This is a genomic window from Haloglomus halophilum, from assembly GCF_024298885.1.
GTDB classification, from domain to species: domain Archaea; phylum Halobacteriota; class Halobacteria; order Halobacteriales; family Haloarculaceae; genus Haloglomus; species Haloglomus halophilum.
Genome location: NZ_CP101166.1, coordinates 2560905 through 2578421, shown reverse-complemented (window position 1 = coordinate 2578421; position 17517 = coordinate 2560905). Strand labels below are relative to the sequence as shown.

Below are 17517 nucleotides of genomic sequence, written 5' to 3'. Positions count from 1 at the left end.
GGCATGAACCGGCGGCACCCCCCGGCTGGGAAATCCTTATGCGCGAGGCTCGGCAATCAGCGGTAGCATGACTGTCAACCTGTACGACTTCCACGCGGACTGGTGTGGCCCCTGCAAGACACAGGACCCGATACTCGACGAGCTGAAGGAGGACTGGGGCGACCGGTTCGACCTCGAGAAGGTGAACGTCGACGAGGAACAGGATGTCGCCAACGAGTACCAGGTCCGCTCGCTGCCGACGCTCATCATCGAGAACGACGACGGCATCGTCGAGCGGTTCGTCGGCGTCACCCAGCGCGACGACATCGAGGACGCGCTGGAGCGCGCCGGCGCCTGAACCGGCCCTCTTCTGTGCCGGCCGCCGGCCGGCGAGCGGTTTCAGAACTCGCAGGTGACCGTCCCGTCGGCCGTGAGCGTGACGACCCCGTCGAACAGCTCGCGGTACCCCTCGACGACGGCCTCGTCGTGGACCTCCTCGGCGAGGTGGAACAGGCCGACGGCGTCGTGTTCCGCCAGCAACTCGAGTACGTCCTCGACGGCGCCGCGGGCGCGGTCCTCGTCGGCGTAGTACGCCAGCTCCGTGATGGAGTCGAAGCTGATGCGGAGCTTGCCGTCGTGGGTGTCGAGGAACTCGCGGACGACCTCCACGATGCCGTCGAGGTCGTCGGGCGCGCCGACGTAGTGGACGTTGCTCGCCGAGCGCCGCGAGTAGCCCCGCTCGACCGAGAGCGTATCGAGGATGACGGCGTGCTCCTCGTCGACGCCGTAGTACTCCAGTTTCTGCTGGACCTCGCGCGCGGTGGTCCGGGTGGAGACGACCAGCAGGTGGTCGGTGTCCGTCTTCAGGAAGTCCGTGTCGATGCGGTCGGTCTCGCCCGTGCTCGGGTGGACCAGCAACACGCCGGTCCCGCCGGGAATCGTGTCCGGCGCGCCCTCGATGGCCAACTCGTAGTCCATACCGTGGGGGCGCGTGGGAACATCTTAAATCCCGTGCGGGGACGGCCGCCGCCGACGTGGGCCCCTACGCCTCGTCGGGCGCGAACCGGGGGCGCTCGATGCCGGCCGCCTCGAACGCGGCCAGCGCGCGCCGGGTCACGTCCGACGTGAAGGGGAACTCGTCGCGCAGGTCCGCGACGTACGCCTTCCCCTTGATGGTCGTGTAGTGGGGCCCGTCCTCGACGATGACGGTCACGGGGTGCTCGCCGGAGAGCCGGACGTACGGCGAGGTGAGCGCGGCCTCGCGGACGATGTCGACGGCGCGTTCGTGGTCGGCGGTCGGGGCGACGTGGAGCTCGGCGACCGCCAGCATCTCCGCGGCACCGGCGTTCGCATTCGCCACGGAATCGCCGAAGATGGCCAGGTTCGGCACCACGACCTCCGTGTCGTTCGGCGTCACCAGCCGGGTCGCGCGCAGCCCCACGTCGGTCACCTCGCCGTAGTGCTCGCCGAGGCTGACCTTGTCGCCGACGCGGTAGGGCCGCTCGAAGACGACCACCAGCCCGCCGATGACGCTGGCGAACAGGTCCTTGATGCCGAAGCCGAGCGCGGCGCCGAGCAGGCCACCGGCGGCGACGAGCTCGGTCGACCCGAGCTGGAAGATACCGCCGAGGATGGAGGCGACCGCCACCGCGTAGATGACGAACCGGGCCAGCGGGATGAACACCTTCACCGCGATACGGCGGTCGCCCGCACGCTCGGCGACGAACGACAGGCCCGCGGCGACGAGCCGCGCCAGCACGTACGCGACCACCAGCACCAGAACCGCCTGGGTGACGGTCCCGGCGTCGACCCGGAGGCCGGCGAGCGGGTCGGCGGCGTCCGTCGGTGTCGGCGTGGCCTGCAGGGGGACGGCCGGCACGGCGGCCGCCGCCGAGGTGCTGGCGGTCACGGAATCCGCCTCCGGTCGGTCAGCGCGACGGCGTCCGGGACCGCCGCCGGGCGGAGCCGGACGGTCCCGTCGGCCGTCGTCAGGTAGCCACGGCGTTCGAGGCTCGTGAGCAGTCGGTCGGCGTCGTCGACGCTCTCGGCCACGACAGACCGTGGGAGCCGCTCGCTCGCGAGGACGAGTCGACAACAGAACGCCGCCCGCCGGTCGAGACCGGCGTCGTCGGCGCCCGTGGGCGTGCCGGCCCCTCCGGTGCCGCGCTCGTGCTGGGCCCGCTCGCGGTCGCGGGCCCGCTCGCCGGCCCGCTCGACCGGCGTTCGGAGCGTGGTCGGGTCGACCTCGGCGTGGTCGGTGTCCCCGACGCAGTCGTTCCAGAGCGCCCACGCGACGCCCGGGTTCCCGTCCGCGAGCGTCGTCAGCCGCCGGACTACCGCCGCCTCGGGGTCCTCCTCGGCGTCGCGGTGGTCGAGCGCGTCCATGTCGAGGACCGGGACGGGGACCTCGCGCTCCCCGAACACCGGGAGCGAGTAGGGCCGCCGCTCGACCTGCAGGAGTCCACGTTCCTCCTCGGGTGGGGCGCGGAACGTGATGCTGGGCGACCACCGCCGGACGAGCGTGCCCAGCACCTCACGGTCGACCGCCGGAACCGCGACCGCCTCGAACGCCTCGTCGATGTTCCGGGCGTGGAGGAGGTACGACCAGGCGTGCTGGGTCCAGCCGGTCACGAGCGGGCTGTCGGCACCGCCGGCCCGCCGCACGAGGTCGTCCAGCGGCTCGAACCCGCCGACCGCCCGGCGGTACGCGTGGTGGGCGTCGGCCACGATCGTCGGGCCGTCGATGGTGGGCGGAGCGTCGCCCGGCGCCACTCGCCCGTGCCTCGCCCCGAGTCGGTCGGCGACGCGTTCGAGCACCCGCTCGCGGCCGCCGAACGGCGCCCCGACGACCGCCACCGGGTCGCCCGCGGCCGCCAGTTCGACGGCCTCCTCGACGACCGGTCCGAGGGGGTCGCCCACGGCCGCCAGCGCGTCCCAGAGGTCGTCGCCGGGGCACCCCACGTCCGGTCCCGACCCGGGCGCCGTGTCCGCATCCATACGCCCCGGTCGGCGGACGCGCCCGTAAAGGGCGGTGGTCGGCACGGTCGAGAGGCGCGGCGCCGTCAGCCGTCGCCGGTCGGGTACTCGGTGTCGAGCACGTCGGCCTCGCTGGGCAGGCCGTCGTCGGTGTCGGCATCGGTGGCCGTCTCACCCTCGGGCGAGACGCTGCCGGTCTCGTAGCCCGCGAGGTCCAGCGTGACGTGGTCGAAGCCCGCGTCGCGGAGGTGGTCGCGGGCGGCGGCCGCGAAGTCGGTGTCGAGCGCGTACTCCAGTTCGTCGGCACCGACCTCGATGCGCGCGAGGCCGTCGTGGTCGCGCACGCGGAACTGCTCGAAGCCCCAGGTCCGGAGGAGGCGTTCGGCCGTCTCCACGCGGGAGAGGCGCTCCTCGGTCACCTCGAGCCCGGTCGGGATGCGGGAGGAGAGACAGGCCATCGAGGGCTTGTCCGCGACGGAGAGGTCGTACTCGCGGGCGATGGCACGGACCCCGTCCTTCGTCACGTCGTGGGCCAGCAGCGGCGAGTAGGCGTCCATCTCGTCGACCGCGCGGAGGCCGGGTCGGTGGCCCTCGCCGGGATCCGAGGCGTTCGTCCCGTCGCAGACGGTGTCGATGTCGAGTTCGCGGGCCCGCTCGAACATGGCGCCCAGGCGCATCGTCCGGCAGTGGTAGCACCGCTCCTCGTCGTTGGCGACGAAGTTCGGGTCGTCCAGTTCCGAGAAGGTGACCTCCTCGTGGCGGATACCGATCTCGTCGGCGACCCGACGGGCGTCGTCGAGTTCCTCGGCGGGGAGCGTCTCGCTCCGTGCGGTGCAGGCGACGGCGTCAGCGCCGAGCGCGTCGTGGGCCAGTGCGGCCACGACGGCGGAGTCGACACCCCCCGAGAACGCGACGAGAACGCCGTCCAGCTCGGCCAGCGACTCGCGGACGGCCGCTGCCCGGTCGCGGACCGAGGGGTCGAGCGACTCGTCCACCGCGTCGGCAGCAACGTCGTCGGTCATCGTCGGAGGGAGGGCGAGCGCGGGCAAAAGCGCACGGGTCGGTGTCCGAACTGGCACTCGGCCGTCCGCGGGGCCGGGGTACCGGCTGCGGGTGGGCGGCGGGTCGGCTGGGCCCGCGCCCGAGGGCGGTGGGTCTTTGCCCGGCCCGGCCGAATCCACCGTGTGAACGACGGCAACGACGGTCGCGGCGACGGCACGGGCGCCGATCCGGGGGGACGGACAAGCGAGGCCGGCGGGAACCGTTCCCGGCGAGCGTTCCTGCTCGGCGCGGCCGGGACGGCGGCGGCACTGGCCGGCTGTTCGAGCGGGTTCGTCGGGAGTACCACCGACCAGCCCGACGGCCCGACCGACACGCCGACCGAGGCGCCGCCACGGGGCGGTCCCGGTTCGACGGCCGGGCGGAGTCCGTACACCGCGGCGTACGAGGCGACGGTGTCGAGCGTCGCGGTCATCCGGGCGTACGGGGCCGACGGACGCGCGGGGCAGGGCTCGGGCTTCGTCTACGACGGACACGTCGTCACCAACCAGCACGTCGTCGAGGGAGGCGAGACGTTCGAGGTCGGCTTCGCCGAGCAGGACTGGCGCGAGGGGGAGGTAGTCGGCGCGGACGTCTACTCCGACCTCGCCGTCATCAGCGTCGACTCGCTGCCCGACTACGCGACCCCGCTCTCCTTCATCGAACGCGAACCGCCCGTCGGAACGGAGGTCATCGCCGTCGGCGCGCCGTTCGGGCTCGGCCAGTCCGTCTCGGCGGGCATCGTCAGCGGCGTCGACCGGTCGCTCTCGGCCGCGAACAACTTCGTCATCCCGGACGCGGTCCAGACGGACGCCGCCGCCAACCCCGGCAACAGCGGCGGCCCCCTCGTCGACCTCGACGCCAACGTCGTCGGGGTGGTCAACTCCGGCGGGGGCGACAACATCGCCTTCGCCGTCAGCGCCGCGCTCTCGAAGCGCGTGCTGCCCGCGCTCGTCGAGTCGGGTGAGTACACCCACTCGTTCATGGGTGTCGGGCTCCGCCCGGTGACGCCCGTGCTGGCCGAGGGGAACGACCTCCCCGCCGTGAAGGGGGCGTACGTCGCCAGCGTCCGCGACGACAGCCCGGTGACCGGTGTCCTCCGCGGGTCGAACGGCTCGAAGCCGGTCAACAACGTCGAGGTCCCCACCGGCGGCGATGTCATCCGCCGGCTGGACAGCACACCTATCGAGACGCTGAACGACCTCTCCATCCACCTCGCGCTGGAGACGAGTCCCGGCGACGAACTCGCAGTCGGCATCATCCGCGACGGGAAGGAACGGACCGTATCGCTGACGCTCGGTGAGCGACCGTCGCCCGAGTGACGCGGCGAAGTCTCGACCGTCCGGGCGAAACGCACTCGGCAGCGCGACGGCTACGCCGTGGTGTGCCAGGCGTACCGGAGTCGTTCCACTGCGAGACGTGCGACCGCGAGGTGGCCGCCGGGGACGCCACGCGGACCGAGACCTTCGGCGGCCTCGACCCCGAGACGTGGCAGAGCTGCTGCTGTCCGGACTGTGGTCGGAAACTGAAGACCGTCTTCGTCGGACTGGAGGACGAGGTGTAGGCTCGCAGGGGGCCCGTTCAGGCGTCGCCGACGCCCGCGTCGACCAGCGCCGCATCGCGGGGCAGGAGCCGCGAGTGCGGGAACGAGTAGCGCCGGCGCTCGGCCAGCGGCTCGTTGCCGCCGAACGGGTACACCACCTCGACCACGGGGTCGTCGGCCGGGTAGCCGTCGTTCGTCTCGTAGTCGGCCACCGAGCGGCCGGTTCCGTCGACCTCGACCGCGTCGGCGCGCTCGTCGGTCACCCGGACGACGAGGACGGCGTCGCCCGTCTCGCGGTCGGTCGCGAGGTCGCCCGGCTCCAGCCGGCAGGCCCGGCAGAACGCGGGGTCGTCCTCGGGGACGAACGCCTCGCGCTCGCAACCACGGCAGGTGCCCCGGACCTTCCCGGGCGCCGGCACCTGCCCCCGCGTCACTTCGATAGCCACCCGGCGGAGGTGCTTGCAGGACTCCCCCCGGATGCGGTGGTCCGGGCAGGTGCAGTCGCTCTCGGGCAGGTCAACGACGTAGGTACGCCCCTCGCTGTTCTCGACCTCGTAGCGACCCTCGCCCAGCGCCGTCACCGCCATCGGCTCCGTCCACGCGCGGGCCGAGCGCCCGTCCAGCCGACTCGTGTCGGGCGCGAGTGCACGCGGCCGCCGGGGGTCGCCGGTCCGCCGATGACCGCCGCTGTCCCCGCCGGCCCGAGTGGTCGACCCACCCCCATCGGCGGTGGTGTCGGTCACGTGCTCGAGTACCGGACGCTCACGCGGGGGTGATACCCCCCTTCGTTTCCACTGCGATTCATCCGATGACGCGGCTGTGTGTTCGGTGTGCGCCATATGTGTAATCACTCTGCTTCCATCAGAAACAAGGGTATCTATCGGCATAAGACCCGCGCTAGCGTGGTGGAAGTGAAACACGCCGACAGCGTGGCCGCTCCGCCCGGCGAGCGCGACCGGGCGGCACCGGCATCTCGGGAGCGCCTTCGAAGCCCTTTTTAATTGACCGGCGGAACGCCGCTGTATGGCCCCCGACAGGGAGACGATAGTCGAGATCCTCGTCGCCGTCGCCGCCGTCGCGCTGTTCGCCGCCGGAATCGTCGCTGTCGGGATGTCCTCCGGCAAGAACATCGACGGCCTCATGCTGGTCGGCGCCATCGCCGCCTTCGTCCTCGTGATGGCCGGCGTCGGGACCGCGTTCGCGTACCGGTAGCGTCCGGCTCGAATCCTGGCCGTGTTCTATCCTGTTCTCTCTCCCCGGTATCAGGTTCGGTCGTGACAGAACTGCCCCCCATCAGGAAAGCCGTTATCATCACCGACCGAGACGAGGGGCGTATGCGCGGTATCGTCGGCTTCCTCCGAGACAGTCCCCTCATCGGGAGGTACATCCGGTTCCGGGTGGTGTTCGCCCTCGGTGGCCTGCTGGCCGCCATCGGAGTGACCCTGTTCGGCGTCGACAGCCTCGTCGGAATCCTGGCCGTGTTCACCCTGCTACTTCTGGTGCTAGCGGGTGTCGGCGTGGCACTCCTCTTGCGCTGACCGCGCTCAGTCCGCCGCCGAATCAGCCTCGGCCTCGCCGTCCTCAGTCCGCCGCCGAATCAGCCTCGGCCTCGCCGTCCTCGGTCCGCCGCGCGTAGTAGGAGAGCGGGTGGACGATCTCGGCACAGAGGTCGTCCTTGTTCACGCAGTCCCCGTAGGCCTGCATCGTCGCGCACGACGGCGGCGCGAAGGCGACCCCGCGGTCGTCGCGGAGCCTGTCGAGCTGGTAGCGGACCCGCTCGGGGTCGTCGAACCCGCAGACCGCCGTGATGTCGTGTGCGTCGAGTTCCGAGAAGGCGGCGAGGAACCCGACGAGCGCGAACCGGGAGTTGTCCGGCAGGTCCTCGCCGTCGCGGGCGCGGTCGACGAGCGCGTCCACGCAGGGCGGCAGCGCCTCGACCTCGAACTCAGCCAACGAGCGCGGCGGGTCCGCGTCCGCGACCGCCGTCCGCAGGCGGCCCACCTCCTCGCTCAACGCGTCGGCGATGGGGTCGGGCACGTTCAGCGGGAGGCCGTCGGCGACCCGCTCACGGACGGCCTCGCGCAGGAGCGACTCCAGTTCGTCGCTCGTCACGGGCACCGTGCCGTCGCTGAGCGTCCGTCGGACGAGCCGCCAGTGTTCCCCGTCGAGGCCGCTCGAGAGACGAAGGTACGCGGTGACGGCCACGTCGAACCGGCCGTCACCCATCGGTCGCACGTCGCCCGAGAGGTCGAAATCCGCCAGCAGTTGCTGGAGCGACAGCGTCTCGCCGCCGCTCTGGAGCGAGCGCTCCTCCTGGAAGTCGGCGGTGAAGCGGCGCTGGGCGAGCGCGGCCTCCGCGCGGGCGTACTTCTCGGTCGCGCCGGGCGCGTCGACGAGCGAGACGAGCACGCGCGCGACCGGGTACGAGAGCAGTTCCGGGCGCGCACCGAGGCGCTCCTCGCTCTCGGCGGTCCCCTCGAGCAGTGCGCGGCGCACCCGCTCGACGCCGCGCTCGACCGCCGGCCCACCCTCCTGTACGAGGGCGACGAGGTCCACGTCGGCCGCTTCCACGGCCTCGCGAGCGGCGTTCAGGAACGGGTAGCGCGCGTGGAGCCGTTGCACGGACGCTCGGTGTGGAGCCGTCCTATTGAACGCGGCGGTCCGCTCACCCCGCGTCGGCCTCGCGGTACCGGATGGTGTGGTCGGTCGCCGCCGGCTCCGACTCGAAGGTGTACGCCGACGGCGGCCGCTCGAACGACAGCGGGAGGCCGGTCCGGCGTTCGCCCGCCTCGACCGGCAGCGTCAGGGGTATCGCAGCATCGTCCGAGTCGACGGGCGCCGCCAGCGCCCGGAAGACGCCGCCACGGGTGCCGACGTTCTCGACGGTGAGTTCGAGCGCGGTCCCATCGGCTCCATCCGAAACGAACGCCGCATCCCGCAGTCGGAACGCGGCCGGCTTCGCGAGGTGCTCCGCCACCTCGTTCGGGAGTATCCAGCGCGCGCCGTCGGCGTGGAGTTCGGCCGACCGGGGGCGCTGGAACGCCAGGTCGACAGCCGCGACCAGCCGGCCGGGATTCGGCCGCCGGACCCGCTCGGCGGATAGCGGCTCGCCCTCCAGTCGCACGGTCGGCGTCGGGAGCCCCTCGACCGCGCCCGCGAACGAGCAGACGAGGTACTGCCGGTCGGCGTCGTGCTGGACGGTGAGCCCCGCGCCGTCGTGCGAGCGGAACACCGCCTCCTGCACGCCAGCGGCCGTCAGTGTCACGTCGCCCACACCGGGCACTGGAACGGGCTCGCCGACCGACCCCTCCGGGTCCGGGCCGTGGTCGATGACGCGGTCGTCGGGCCCGAGGTCGGCGACCTCGACCGCCGCAGGCGGCCGGTCGAACGACAGCACGTCCTCGGTCACCGTCTCGCCGGCGGGGACGGCCACCCCGACGGGGTCCCCACCGTCGTCGACCTGCCGGGAGTCCGCGACGGCTCGCCAGATACCGTTCCGGTCACCGTCGTTCTCGATGGTCAGGGAGAGCGAGGCACCGTCGCCACGCGCCACCAGTTCGGCCTCGCGGATGCGGAATCGCGGCCGCCGTGCCAGGCGGTCGGTCACCGACCCCGGGAGGGCCCAGCGGACGCCGTTCAGCGTCACGGTCGCACGGCCGACCGACTGGACCGGGACCATCGCGACGAACGGCTCCGCGCCCCGGGACAGGAATCGTTCGACGCGGACGGGGTCGCCGTCGAGCCGGAGCATCGGCTGCGGGTAGTACCCCTCGCCGCGGTGCTGTAGGTCGAACACCAGGAACTGCACGCCCGCCTGCTGCCGGAGCCGAAGCCCTGCCGCCTCGCCGTCGAAGACGGCCTCCTGCACGCGGGGGTCCCGCAGGACGAAGGTGCCGGCGTCGCCGACGGTCACGGGCTCGCCCGGGCGGTGCAGTGCGGGCGCGGCCGTCCCGGTGGCCGGCTGCTCGCCGACAGAGTGCGGCGTGCCACTCGAGCCACCGAACCCGCTACAGCCGGCGAGCCCGGTCAGCCCGCCCGCGAGACAGGCGAGCGCACGGCGGCGGCGCATGCCCCCCGACGTGGACGCCCGGGGCAAGTGTCTTGCCCCGGCTCGCTGGGACGGCCCGGCCGGTCACTCCCACGGATGCCGCCCACCGTCGGGCCACAGCGGGTACCAGTACTCCTTCTCGGGCTCGACCGCCAGCTCGCCGTCCAGCACCGTCTCCAGTTTGAACTCGGCACGCTCGACGCGTTCCTTCCGGCCGGACGGGTCGGGGACGAACGGATAGTACGCCCCCCGGCGGAACGAGTAGAGCCAGTACGCGGTGTAGTCCTCGTCCGGGCGCTCGAACGCGAAGACCGCGGCCAGCAGCCGCGAGCCGAACCCGCGCTCTGAGAGTTCGTCCGCGGCGAAGTGGATGCTCGTCACGAGGTCCTCCGGGTCGTCGTCGTGGAGGACGACCCACTCGTACCCCTTCCCGTCGGTCTGGACGTCGAACGCGGTGCCTGTCTCCTCTGCGCCGGCCGCGAGGATCTCCTCGATGGCACGGACCGCGGCGGTGAACTCCGTCGAGTCGACGCCGGAGAAACAGAGCGCGGCGTCGCCGGTCGAGCGGTAGTCCAGGTTGGCCTCCATCGTCACGTACGCGGTGGACATCCCGAACAGGTCGTCCGGGTTCGCCCGGCGGGTGGCGTCGGCCTCCGCGCGCATCCCCAGCGCCTCGCGGAGCGTATCGAGGAGTCCCATGCTCGGTCGCCGGTAGACCCGGTGGGCGCTTCAACCGTCCGGTGCGAGCGTGTGTCGGCACCACTTCAGGTCTCCATCTCGCGCTCCAGGTCCCGCAGCGCCTCGACCCGCCGCTCCGTCGAGGGGTGCGTGCTGAACAGTCGGCCGACGACGCCCGAGCGGATGGGGATGATGAAGAACGCGTTCATCTCGGCCTGGTCGCGCAGGTCCTCCTTTGGCACCTGGTCCATCGAGCCGTCGATGGTGAGCAGGGCCGACGCCAGCGCCGACGGGTTGCCGGTGATGGCCGCGCCGCCACGGTCGGCCGCGAACTCGCGGTACCGCGAGAGCGCCCGGATGAGGACGAACGAGAGTATCCAGACGACCAGCGAGGCGAGGATGGCCACGAACACCTGCCCGTTTCGGTTGCGGCCGCCGCCGAAGTAGATGCCGAAGCGCACGACGAGGAACGCGATGGTCGAGAGGAACGACGCGATGGTCATCACCATCACGTCGCGGTTCTTGATGTGGGCCAGTTCGTGGGCCATCACCCCCTCGAGTTCCTCCTCGTCGAGGCGCTGCATGATGCCCGTCGTCACGCAGACGGCGCTGGACTTCTGCGAGCGACCCGTCGCGAAGGCGTTCGGGACGCGGCTGTCGGCGACAGCCACCTTCGGCTTCGGGAGGTCGGCCTGCTGGGAGAGCCGGGTCACCATCGCGTGTAGCTCCGGGTACTCCTCCTCGCTGACCTCCTTGGCGCCCATCGAGTAGAGCGCGAGTTTGTCGCTGAAGAAGAACTGACCAAGCGAGAACAGCGCCATGAACCCGACGATGATGAACAGGCCGACATCGAGGGCCGCGAGCACGCCGACGAAGACGATGTAGAGGACGAACAGCAGGAACATCGTGAGGAACATCCGTCCTCGCAGTCCCCAGTCGGTCTTCCAGTCCATACCTGCGGGTAGGTCGCGGGTGACTATAACCCTCGTCGTCGGGGGGAGCTGTACACAAGGCATCGTGTGAGGGGGTCCACTCGACAGCACAGCTTCCCGGGCCGTTCGAGCCGCTTCCACGGGTGGGAACGGAACTCGATGTAGCGGTGAGTTCGAATCGAAGTACTTCGGACGACCACGCGGGGAGAGAACACCACCCACATCCTTTTTATAAATTCATCCGCCTACAGAGTCCATGAATCGGCGGAATCTGCTTCGGGGGGCAACGGGGAGTGCCGTTCTGGGACTCGCGGGCTGTCAGGAGGTCCTCGACCGGGTCCGGAATACTGACCCCCGATCCCCGAACGCTGGCTCGAAGACGGACGTCCCGACGGAGCCGCCGACGCCCCAGGGCCCGCCCAGCCTGGCCGGGACACAACTGACGGTCGCGGGAGACGCCACTGCTGGAACCGAGACCAGGCTACTCGTTCGGGCGGAGAACGTGGGTGGGGGCGGGTCGGTATCCGGGACCATCAGGAGCGTCGATGGCCCCACGGCAGTCTCGACGGAGTTCGAACAGGCCGAAATCGCCCCCGGAGCGGAGTTCTCGACCGAGGTGTCACTTACCCTGACTCGGGCCGGAACGTACACGCTCGAGGTCACAGGAACGCGGTTCGAGGAGGCGAAACGGATCCAGGTCCCCGTCGGAACACAGGTTGCCGCCCCCGGGAGCACCTTGCAACTCGGTACTGGGCTGGAGATGACCGTCGAAGGGTTCCGGTACCGGAACCTTATCACCTACACGGCGGACCTCGGTCTGGGATACAGCGAGCCCGCCGTGACGGGGCTCTCTCCATCGCCGGAGCGAGTTCTCGGGATCGTACAGCTCTCGTTCAGAAGTCGCCGAACCGACGATATATGGCTCGGACCACTCGGCTGGACGATGCCGAACGGGAACCTGTTGGAGAAATACCCGAAGACAAACGAGAGCGGCTATCGACCCCGAGGCGTCAGGACGACACAGCACGCCACGGGTGAGAGCCTGTTCTACGCCACGCTCAAAAGTGACGAGCAGGAACGGAAGGTCTTCGCCCCCTTCAGCATCGACCGGGCACAGGCGTCGAAGGAAATCCGGTTCGGACTTCAGCGAGACGGCCCGGATACGGACTCCCCCATAGACGTGGTCTGTCGGCTGGATACCCCGGGAGTCCCGGAGTTAGAACTCGAAGCGTTTGGGGTCGGTGACAGCCCGCTCGAGGGAGGGGTCACCTCGAGGTATCCGGTGAAGGTGGCCAATACGGGCACTGCTCCACTCGACCTGCAGCTCGCGCTACAGCGGAAACCATCGACCAAGCGGAACTATCCGATGCCTCTCGAGACGACGTTCTTCCATCGAGGGCTCGCACCGGGGGCTGCGACTACCTGGTCAGTGACAGACAAGCACTCGGCGCTGGGACCCTACGACATCCGGATACTGGGCCTCGGACAGGCCGCCGGAGAGCGTACGAAACGCGTCACGTACCGCCCAGCCCGGGTCTCGCTGGGGGACCCGGTCGATTTCGAGATCGGGAGTATGCAGGTCGAGGCAATCGTGCTGAAACGCGACTACGAAGCGGCCGAGCAGGCCCTCGGCAGCACTCGTGCACCCGACGGCAAGCAGTACTGTTTCATCTTCGTCACGCTGGACGCCGGGCGGGAGATAGACTCCATCCCGGACGACGGGTTTCTGGTTGCCTATCCTGACCAGTGGCAGTACCGTGGTGAGAGCCGGATGCTGAAGCCATCCAGCGACGACCCGGACCTCGACCCACCGGAGCGGTTCGACACCACGACCTCGCTCTCGGAAGGGGACACCGAACAGGGTTGGCTGAAGGTTCTGGTTCCTGAACGGCTGGGCCGTAGCGACGTAACGGCAGGGTTCCAAGGTGTCCTCGGAAATCGGTTACGAGGGGGACTGTGGGAAGTGAGCTAATCGGGACAGTGGTTCTCGTGCCCGGGCACACCGATCCACCCGTACGCCGACCGAGAATGCGGTCAGGTAACAGACCGGTCACTCCCGCAGCAGCCGCCCGAACAGGTACGGCGCCACCAGCAACGTCAGCGGGACGGCGATCCACACCTGCCCGGCGAGCACGTCGTACTGGCCGAGGGTGACCGAGACGGGCGTCCCCTCGGCGTAGCCGACGAGGAACTCGAAGCCGACGGTCATGAGCGTCCAGCCGGCGCCGACGGCGGCCAGTTCGGCCCGTGAGTAGTCGGTCTCGGTCCGGATGAAGTACAGCGCCGAGACGGCGAGGATGGCACCGACGAGCAGCCCGGTGCTGAGGACGTGTCCGGCGTACTCGCCGATACGGGGGATGAGAACGAGCTCGCGGAAGATACCGTTCGCGACGGCGAGTCCGGCCATCACGCCCCAGAGCCCGAACGGAGCGCGCAGCGCGGGGAGACGGATCGAGCGGTCGGTGGTCGAGGTGGCGTTCGTGCTCATCATGGATGAGGAGACGACCTGTGCGGACATATATCCGGGAGTAGATTCCCGGAATCAGGGACTCGGAGGGGCTGTGCCCTTCCAGACGGTGAGAGTCGCGACCGCGACCACCGAGCAGTGACGGCGACCACGACGACCGACCATCATAAACCGCAGGCCGTCGAACGGCCGCGCATGACTCCGGAGGACTTCGTGCCGGCCGTCCGTGAGGCGAACAAGACCGAGCTCTCCCGTCTGGGCTCCTCGAAGGCGCTGTACGCGCTCACCGCGGGAGAGATGGAACCCGAGGCCGTGCTGACGGCGATGGCCGACGACCACGCCGCCGCCGTCGAGACGTACGAGGGCTGGGCGGCGGCCGACGGCGAGGCGAGCGGCTTCTTCGGGGGGGCGGCCGAGGCCGAGCAGGAGGCCTACGACGCGGTCGCGGGGGAACTCGACGCACATGAACCGGGCGAGGCACCCGACCTGTACGCGGCGATGGCGGGTGCCGGGACGCCGGTCGAGCGCCTGGGCGCCTTCGTCGGTAGAACGCTCGTCGCGAAAGCGCACCGCTCACAGGCGACCGGTTTCTTCACGGGACAGGCCGACCCGACGACGGCGAGCACCTTCCGCGGCCTCGGGAGCAATCTGGAGGACCACATCGCCGACGGTGTCGATCTACTCGACATCCTCGCGGACGATGCCGACGACTGGGAGCGCGCCGAGGCCGCGGCGAACGAGGTCATCGGCGCGGCCTACGACGACTACTTCTCGACGCTGGAGGAGCTGGGCGTCAACCCCAAGCCCGTCTGCTGAGCGGCCGAAGTCAGTTACTCCACCCCACCGACGCCGCTCTCGGCCTCGGGGAGGTCGTACTTCGTCACGTCGAGTCCGAGCTCCTCGATGGCCGCCGCGAGATGCTCGTCCTTGGCGTAGTCGGCGCCGTCCTCGACCCGCAGCCGCTGGGCCGCCGCCAGCACCTCGCCCCGCCGGTCGTCGGGGATGTCGTACTTGTCCGCAGACAGCTCGATGACGAGCCCGTTGTTGTCGGTGGTGTACAGCGAGTGGAAGATACCGCGGTCGAACACGTTGTAGCGCTTGCCGGCCTCGTCCAGGGCGTCCATCACCTCCTCGTAGCGCTCCGGGTCGAGCGAGAAGCAGAGGTGGTGGACCCCGCCGGTCTGGGTCCGCTGGCCGCCCTGGTTCGAGGCCCGGTCGCCGACGAAGACGGTGAGGATGCGCCCGTCCCCGGTGTCGAAGAAGAGGTGCGTCTGTGAGGGGTCGTCGAGGTTCGGCTGCCGGAGGACCAGCGGCATCCCCAGCAGGTCCCGGTAGAACGCGAGCGTGTCGTCCTCGTTCGAGCCCCAGATTGTGATGTGGTCGGTGCCGGTCGTGTGGAACGGTGCATCGGGCAACTCGGCGGTGACCTCGGGTTCGTCGGCGTCACTCATGTGTCCGCGTACGCCAGGGAGCCTCATTAGGCCTCGCAGGCACGGTCGTCACCCGGTGGCACCCGTGTCGGTAGCGTCTCATCCCTTCGAGAGGCCACTCACGTCGCCTGTCTTCGAGAGCCGACCGCCGTCACCGTCCCCGCGGTCGACACCCTCCAGCTCCTCGATGTCGCCCCGGATGGTCGTCCGCCCCTCACACCACGGACAGACGACCGCGTCGGAGCCGTCGTAACAGCCGAGGTGCCCGCAGCCACCACACCGGAAGAACATCATCGTGCCACAGTCCGGGCACCCGTCGTAGGCCGCTCCCGAACGGAACTTGCCCTGGATGCGTCGGCCGTCGTCGGCACCCCCGTCGCCGGCTCCGGCGATTGCGGTGGCATCCGTCGCGGCCCAGCCATCCCCCCGGTCCTCGAACCGGATGGTGAACGGGTCCGTCGTCTCGCGACATCGTGCCGTGACCTCCACGGAATCGCTGGCCATGGGCGAGGCGTATCCCGTCCAGGAACAAATACTCCGCCCTCGTCGAGCCGTACGAGTCGCAGCGTCGCGACGAGGCCCGGCTGCAGTACCGGGGACCCCGGACGGACGGGGCAGCGTCGCGACGAACGGAATCAGTCCGCCCACTCGGTCCCGTTCTCCCGGACCACCTCGACGGCGTCGGCCGTGTCGTCGACGGGCGCCCCCGGCGGGTGCTCCAGTACCGTGATGCCGCAGTTCGCCATCGAGTGCTCCAGGAAGGCGTCGCGCACGTCGAGTCCCTTCACGTGGCCGAGCAGGAGGTGGATGGGACCGCCGTGGGTGACGACGAGCACCGTCTCGTCCTCGCCCGCTCGCTCCAGCAGGTCCGCCCACTCCTCCAGGGTGCGGTCCCGGAGGTCCAGCAGCGACTCGCCGCCCTCTGGCGTCTCGGCGGCGGCCTGCACGGCGGCCTCGCCCAGCCCGAACTCCGGGAACCGCTCGTACATGTCGGCGTAGGTGAGCCCCTGGTAGACGCCGAGGTCGCGCTCGCGCCAGGCGCTCGTGTAGCGAACGCGGTCGCCGCCCGGCTCGATGCCGAGCGGGTCACACAGGCGCGTGGCCGTCTCGCGCGTGCGGAGGAGGTCCGAACAGACCGCCCGGTCGACGTCGTACTGGTCGGCGAGGTACTCGCCGGCGGCGACGGCCTGCTCGCGCCCCAGTTCGTTCAGTGGCACGGGGGCCCACCCCTGCATCCGACCCTCGTTGTTCCAGTCCGTCTGCCCGTGGCGGACGACGACGGCCGTGGTCATCACCCGCCGGTTCGACCGGGGGGCCTATTCGCCTTCCGCCTCGGAATCCGCTCCGCGTGCGGCCCGCGTGCGGCCCGGGGTCGGACGATGGACGCGCCCCCGACGCGGCGTCACTCCGTCGTGACCGTGGTGTGCACGTGGACCATCGTTGCGCGGTGGCTCGCGGTCCCGACCTGGAAGTGGATGGTGTGCTCACCGGCCTCGTAGTCGTCGCCGAGCTGCTCGGCCAGGTCGAGGCTGCCGCTGGTCGACCCATCGCCGAAGTGGACGTGCCGGTCGTCGCTCGGGATGACCTCCCCGACCGGGACGTGCTCCGCGTCGATGATGGCGTGGAGGTGGCCGGCGTTCGACGCGAAGCCGTCCGACGAGGGGACGATGTCGTAGTTCTCTGCCGTGATGTCCCACTCGACGACGCTCCCGTCGACGGTCGTATCGAGCGTCAGCTCGGCCGACTCGCTCACGCTCACCTCGACAGTGTCGGTCAGCGCCATCGCCGTGTGCTCGCCGTCGCCGACCTGCAGGTGGAGCGTATGGTCTCCGGGTTCCAGTTCGAGGACGCCGTCGGTCTGGCCGGTCCCGTAGTGGACGTGGCTGTCGTCGCTCGGTATCGTCTCGCCGGGCTCGACCGGCTCGGTATCGACCATGATGTGGTAGTGGCCGGCGCCCTCGTTGACCTCACCCGACTCCTCGATGTCGACGCCATCGGCGGTGGCCGCCCAGGTCACGTACCGACTCGTCAGATCGGTCCCACCCCCCGGCACGTTGAACGAGACGCTCGCGTCGGCACTGACACCGTTCCGGTACTCGTCGTCGCTACCGTCACCGCCGTCACCGCCGTCACTGCCACCGTCACCGCCGTCACTGCCACCGTCACCGCCGTCACTGCCACCGTCACCGCCGTCACTGCCACCGTCACCGCCGTCACTGCCACCGGCGTCGGTACAGCCGGCGAGGCCGACAGCCGCGGTCGTCGATACCAGTCCGAGGAACCGTCGTCGCGTCGCGATGTCTCGCATCGTATCACGACTGGATGAACGGGCCCGGATGAAAACCTCAACGGATAGATGGTGAATTTAACGCTGGCGGTCACTGCAAGACTCCGCAGTCGTGCGGTTCTGCCGAGACATCGATCAC

21 protein-coding genes are annotated in these 17517 nt (G+C 70.2%); 7 read left to right on the top strand and 14 right to left on the bottom strand.

Translation table 11 applies throughout. The features are described from left to right. Positions 1-67 precede the first annotated feature (67 nt). Entirely contained in the window at positions 68-337 is a 270-nt protein-coding gene (locus NL114_RS12485; RefSeq protein ID WP_254821248.1) for a thioredoxin family protein, read from the top strand. Between the two features lie 41 nt (positions 338-378). On the opposite strand, the gene NL114_RS12480 is transcribed toward NL114_RS12485, so the two are convergent. The 4 genes from NL114_RS12480 to larE all read right to left on the bottom strand — a co-directional run bounded on the left by NL114_RS12480 (position 379) and on the right by larE (position 3977). Further along, the gene (locus tag NL114_RS12480; RefSeq protein WP_254821247.1) at positions 379-957 is read right to left on the bottom strand and encodes a DUF7090 family protein; all 579 of its coding nucleotides are present in this window, start codon (positions 955-957) and stop codon (positions 379-381) included. Between the two features lie 64 nt (positions 958-1021). Next, complete coding sequence (locus NL114_RS12475) at positions 1022-1888, bottom strand: mechanosensitive ion channel family protein (protein WP_254821246.1); 867 nt, start codon at positions 1886-1888, stop codon at positions 1022-1024. Then, positions 1885-2976, bottom strand: a complete 1092-nt coding sequence (locus NL114_RS12470) for a hypothetical protein (RefSeq protein WP_254821245.1) — start codon at positions 2974-2976, stop codon at positions 1885-1887. The genes NL114_RS12475 and NL114_RS12470 overlap by 4 nt, the downstream gene beginning before the upstream one ends. 65 nt (positions 2977-3041) lie before the next feature. Next, positions 3042-3977 (bottom strand): ATP-dependent sacrificial sulfur transferase LarE, encoded by a 936-nt coding sequence (gene larE / locus NL114_RS12465; RefSeq protein WP_254821244.1) that lies wholly within the window; start codon positions 3975-3977, stop codon positions 3042-3044. Between the two features lie 258 nt (positions 3978-4235). Between larE and NL114_RS12460 the strand changes: the two genes are divergently transcribed. Both NL114_RS12460 and NL114_RS12455 read left to right on the top strand, forming a co-directional pair. Beyond that, entirely contained in the window at positions 4236-5315 is a 1080-nt protein-coding gene (locus NL114_RS12460) for a S1C family serine protease (RefSeq protein WP_254824711.1), read from the top strand. A gap of 62 nt (positions 5316-5377) precedes the next feature. Further along, the gene (locus NL114_RS12455; RefSeq protein WP_254821243.1) at positions 5378-5557 is read left to right on the top strand and encodes a hypothetical protein; all 180 of its coding nucleotides are present in this window, start codon (positions 5378-5380) and stop codon (positions 5555-5557) included. Positions 5558-5574: 17 nt separating this feature from the next. Here NL114_RS12455 and NL114_RS12450 read toward each other — a convergent pair whose 3' ends face one another. Beyond that, a complete protein-coding gene (locus NL114_RS12450; RefSeq protein WP_254821242.1) occupies positions 5575-6279 on the bottom strand; it encodes an SWIM zinc finger family protein in 705 nt (234 codons plus the stop codon). Between the two features lie 280 nt (positions 6280-6559). On the opposite strand from NL114_RS12450, the gene NL114_RS12445 reads away from it, so the two are divergent. Next, a complete protein-coding gene (locus NL114_RS12445; RefSeq protein WP_254821241.1) occupies positions 6560-6748 on the top strand; it encodes a DUF7472 family protein in 189 nt (62 codons plus the stop codon). Between the two features lie 122 nt (positions 6749-6870). Further along, on the top strand, positions 6871-7074 hold the full coding sequence (locus NL114_RS12440) for a hypothetical protein (protein WP_254821240.1): 204 nt from the start codon (positions 6871-6873) through the stop codon (positions 7072-7074). A gap of 43 nt (positions 7075-7117) precedes the next feature. Here the strand turns inward: NL114_RS12440 and NL114_RS12435 are convergent, their stop codons facing one another. The 4 genes from NL114_RS12435 to htpX all read right to left on the bottom strand — a co-directional run bounded on the left by NL114_RS12435 (position 7118) and on the right by htpX (position 11215). Further along, complete coding sequence (locus NL114_RS12435) at positions 7118-8158, bottom strand: DNA primase large subunit PriL (protein WP_254821239.1); 1041 nt, start codon at positions 8156-8158, stop codon at positions 7118-7120. A 43-nt stretch (positions 8159-8201) separates the two neighbouring features. After that, on the bottom strand, positions 8202-9605 hold the full coding sequence (locus tag NL114_RS12430; RefSeq protein ID WP_254821238.1) for a hypothetical protein: 1404 nt from the start codon (positions 9603-9605) through the stop codon (positions 8202-8204). 63 nt (positions 9606-9668) lie between these two features. Continuing rightward, positions 9669-10283 carry a PspA-associated protein PspAB gene (pspAB, locus tag NL114_RS12425; protein WP_254821237.1) on the bottom strand — a complete coding sequence of 205 codons (615 nt, stop codon included), beginning with the start codon at positions 10281-10283 and terminating at the stop codon, positions 9669-9671. Positions 10284-10348: 65 nt separating this feature from the next. Further along, positions 10349-11215: a zinc metalloprotease HtpX gene (gene htpX / locus NL114_RS12420; protein ID WP_254821236.1), complete on the bottom strand. Its 867-nt coding sequence runs from the start codon at positions 11213-11215 to the stop codon at positions 10349-10351. A 235-nt stretch (positions 11216-11450) separates the two neighbouring features. Here htpX and NL114_RS12415 point away from each other — a divergent pair, with 235 nt between their 5' ends. Further along, on the top strand, positions 11451-13166 hold the full coding sequence (locus NL114_RS12415) for a hypothetical protein (RefSeq protein ID WP_254821235.1): 1716 nt from the start codon (positions 11451-11453) through the stop codon (positions 13164-13166). Positions 13167-13244: 78 nt separating this feature from the next. On the opposite strand, the gene NL114_RS12410 is transcribed toward NL114_RS12415, so the two are convergent. Further along, positions 13245-13685 (bottom strand): hypothetical protein, encoded by a 441-nt coding sequence (locus NL114_RS12410; protein ID WP_254821234.1) that lies wholly within the window; start codon positions 13683-13685, stop codon positions 13245-13247. A 171-nt stretch (positions 13686-13856) separates the two neighbouring features. On the opposite strand from NL114_RS12410, the gene NL114_RS12405 reads away from it, so the two are divergent. Further along, a complete protein-coding gene (locus NL114_RS12405; RefSeq protein ID WP_254821233.1) occupies positions 13857-14477 on the top strand; it encodes a rubrerythrin family protein in 621 nt (206 codons plus the stop codon). A gap of 14 nt (positions 14478-14491) precedes the next feature. On the opposite strand, the gene NL114_RS12400 is transcribed toward NL114_RS12405, so the two are convergent. The 4 genes from NL114_RS12400 to NL114_RS12385 all read right to left on the bottom strand — a co-directional run bounded on the left by NL114_RS12400 (position 14492) and on the right by NL114_RS12385 (position 17399). After that, a complete protein-coding gene (locus NL114_RS12400; protein WP_254821232.1) occupies positions 14492-15112 on the bottom strand; it encodes a VOC family protein in 621 nt (206 codons plus the stop codon). A gap of 78 nt (positions 15113-15190) precedes the next feature. Then, the gene (locus NL114_RS12395; protein ID WP_254821231.1) at positions 15191-15595 is read right to left on the bottom strand and encodes a TerY-C metal binding domain-containing protein; all 405 of its coding nucleotides are present in this window, start codon (positions 15593-15595) and stop codon (positions 15191-15193) included. Positions 15596-15726: 131 nt separating this feature from the next. After that, the gene (locus tag NL114_RS12390; protein WP_254821230.1) at positions 15727-16383 is read right to left on the bottom strand and encodes a histidine phosphatase family protein; all 657 of its coding nucleotides are present in this window, start codon (positions 16381-16383) and stop codon (positions 15727-15729) included. Between the two features lie 110 nt (positions 16384-16493). Beyond that, positions 16494-17399: a DUF4399 domain-containing protein gene (locus tag NL114_RS12385; protein WP_254821229.1), complete on the bottom strand. Its 906-nt coding sequence runs from the start codon at positions 17397-17399 to the stop codon at positions 16494-16496. Between the last annotated feature and the right edge of the window lie 118 nt (positions 17400-17517).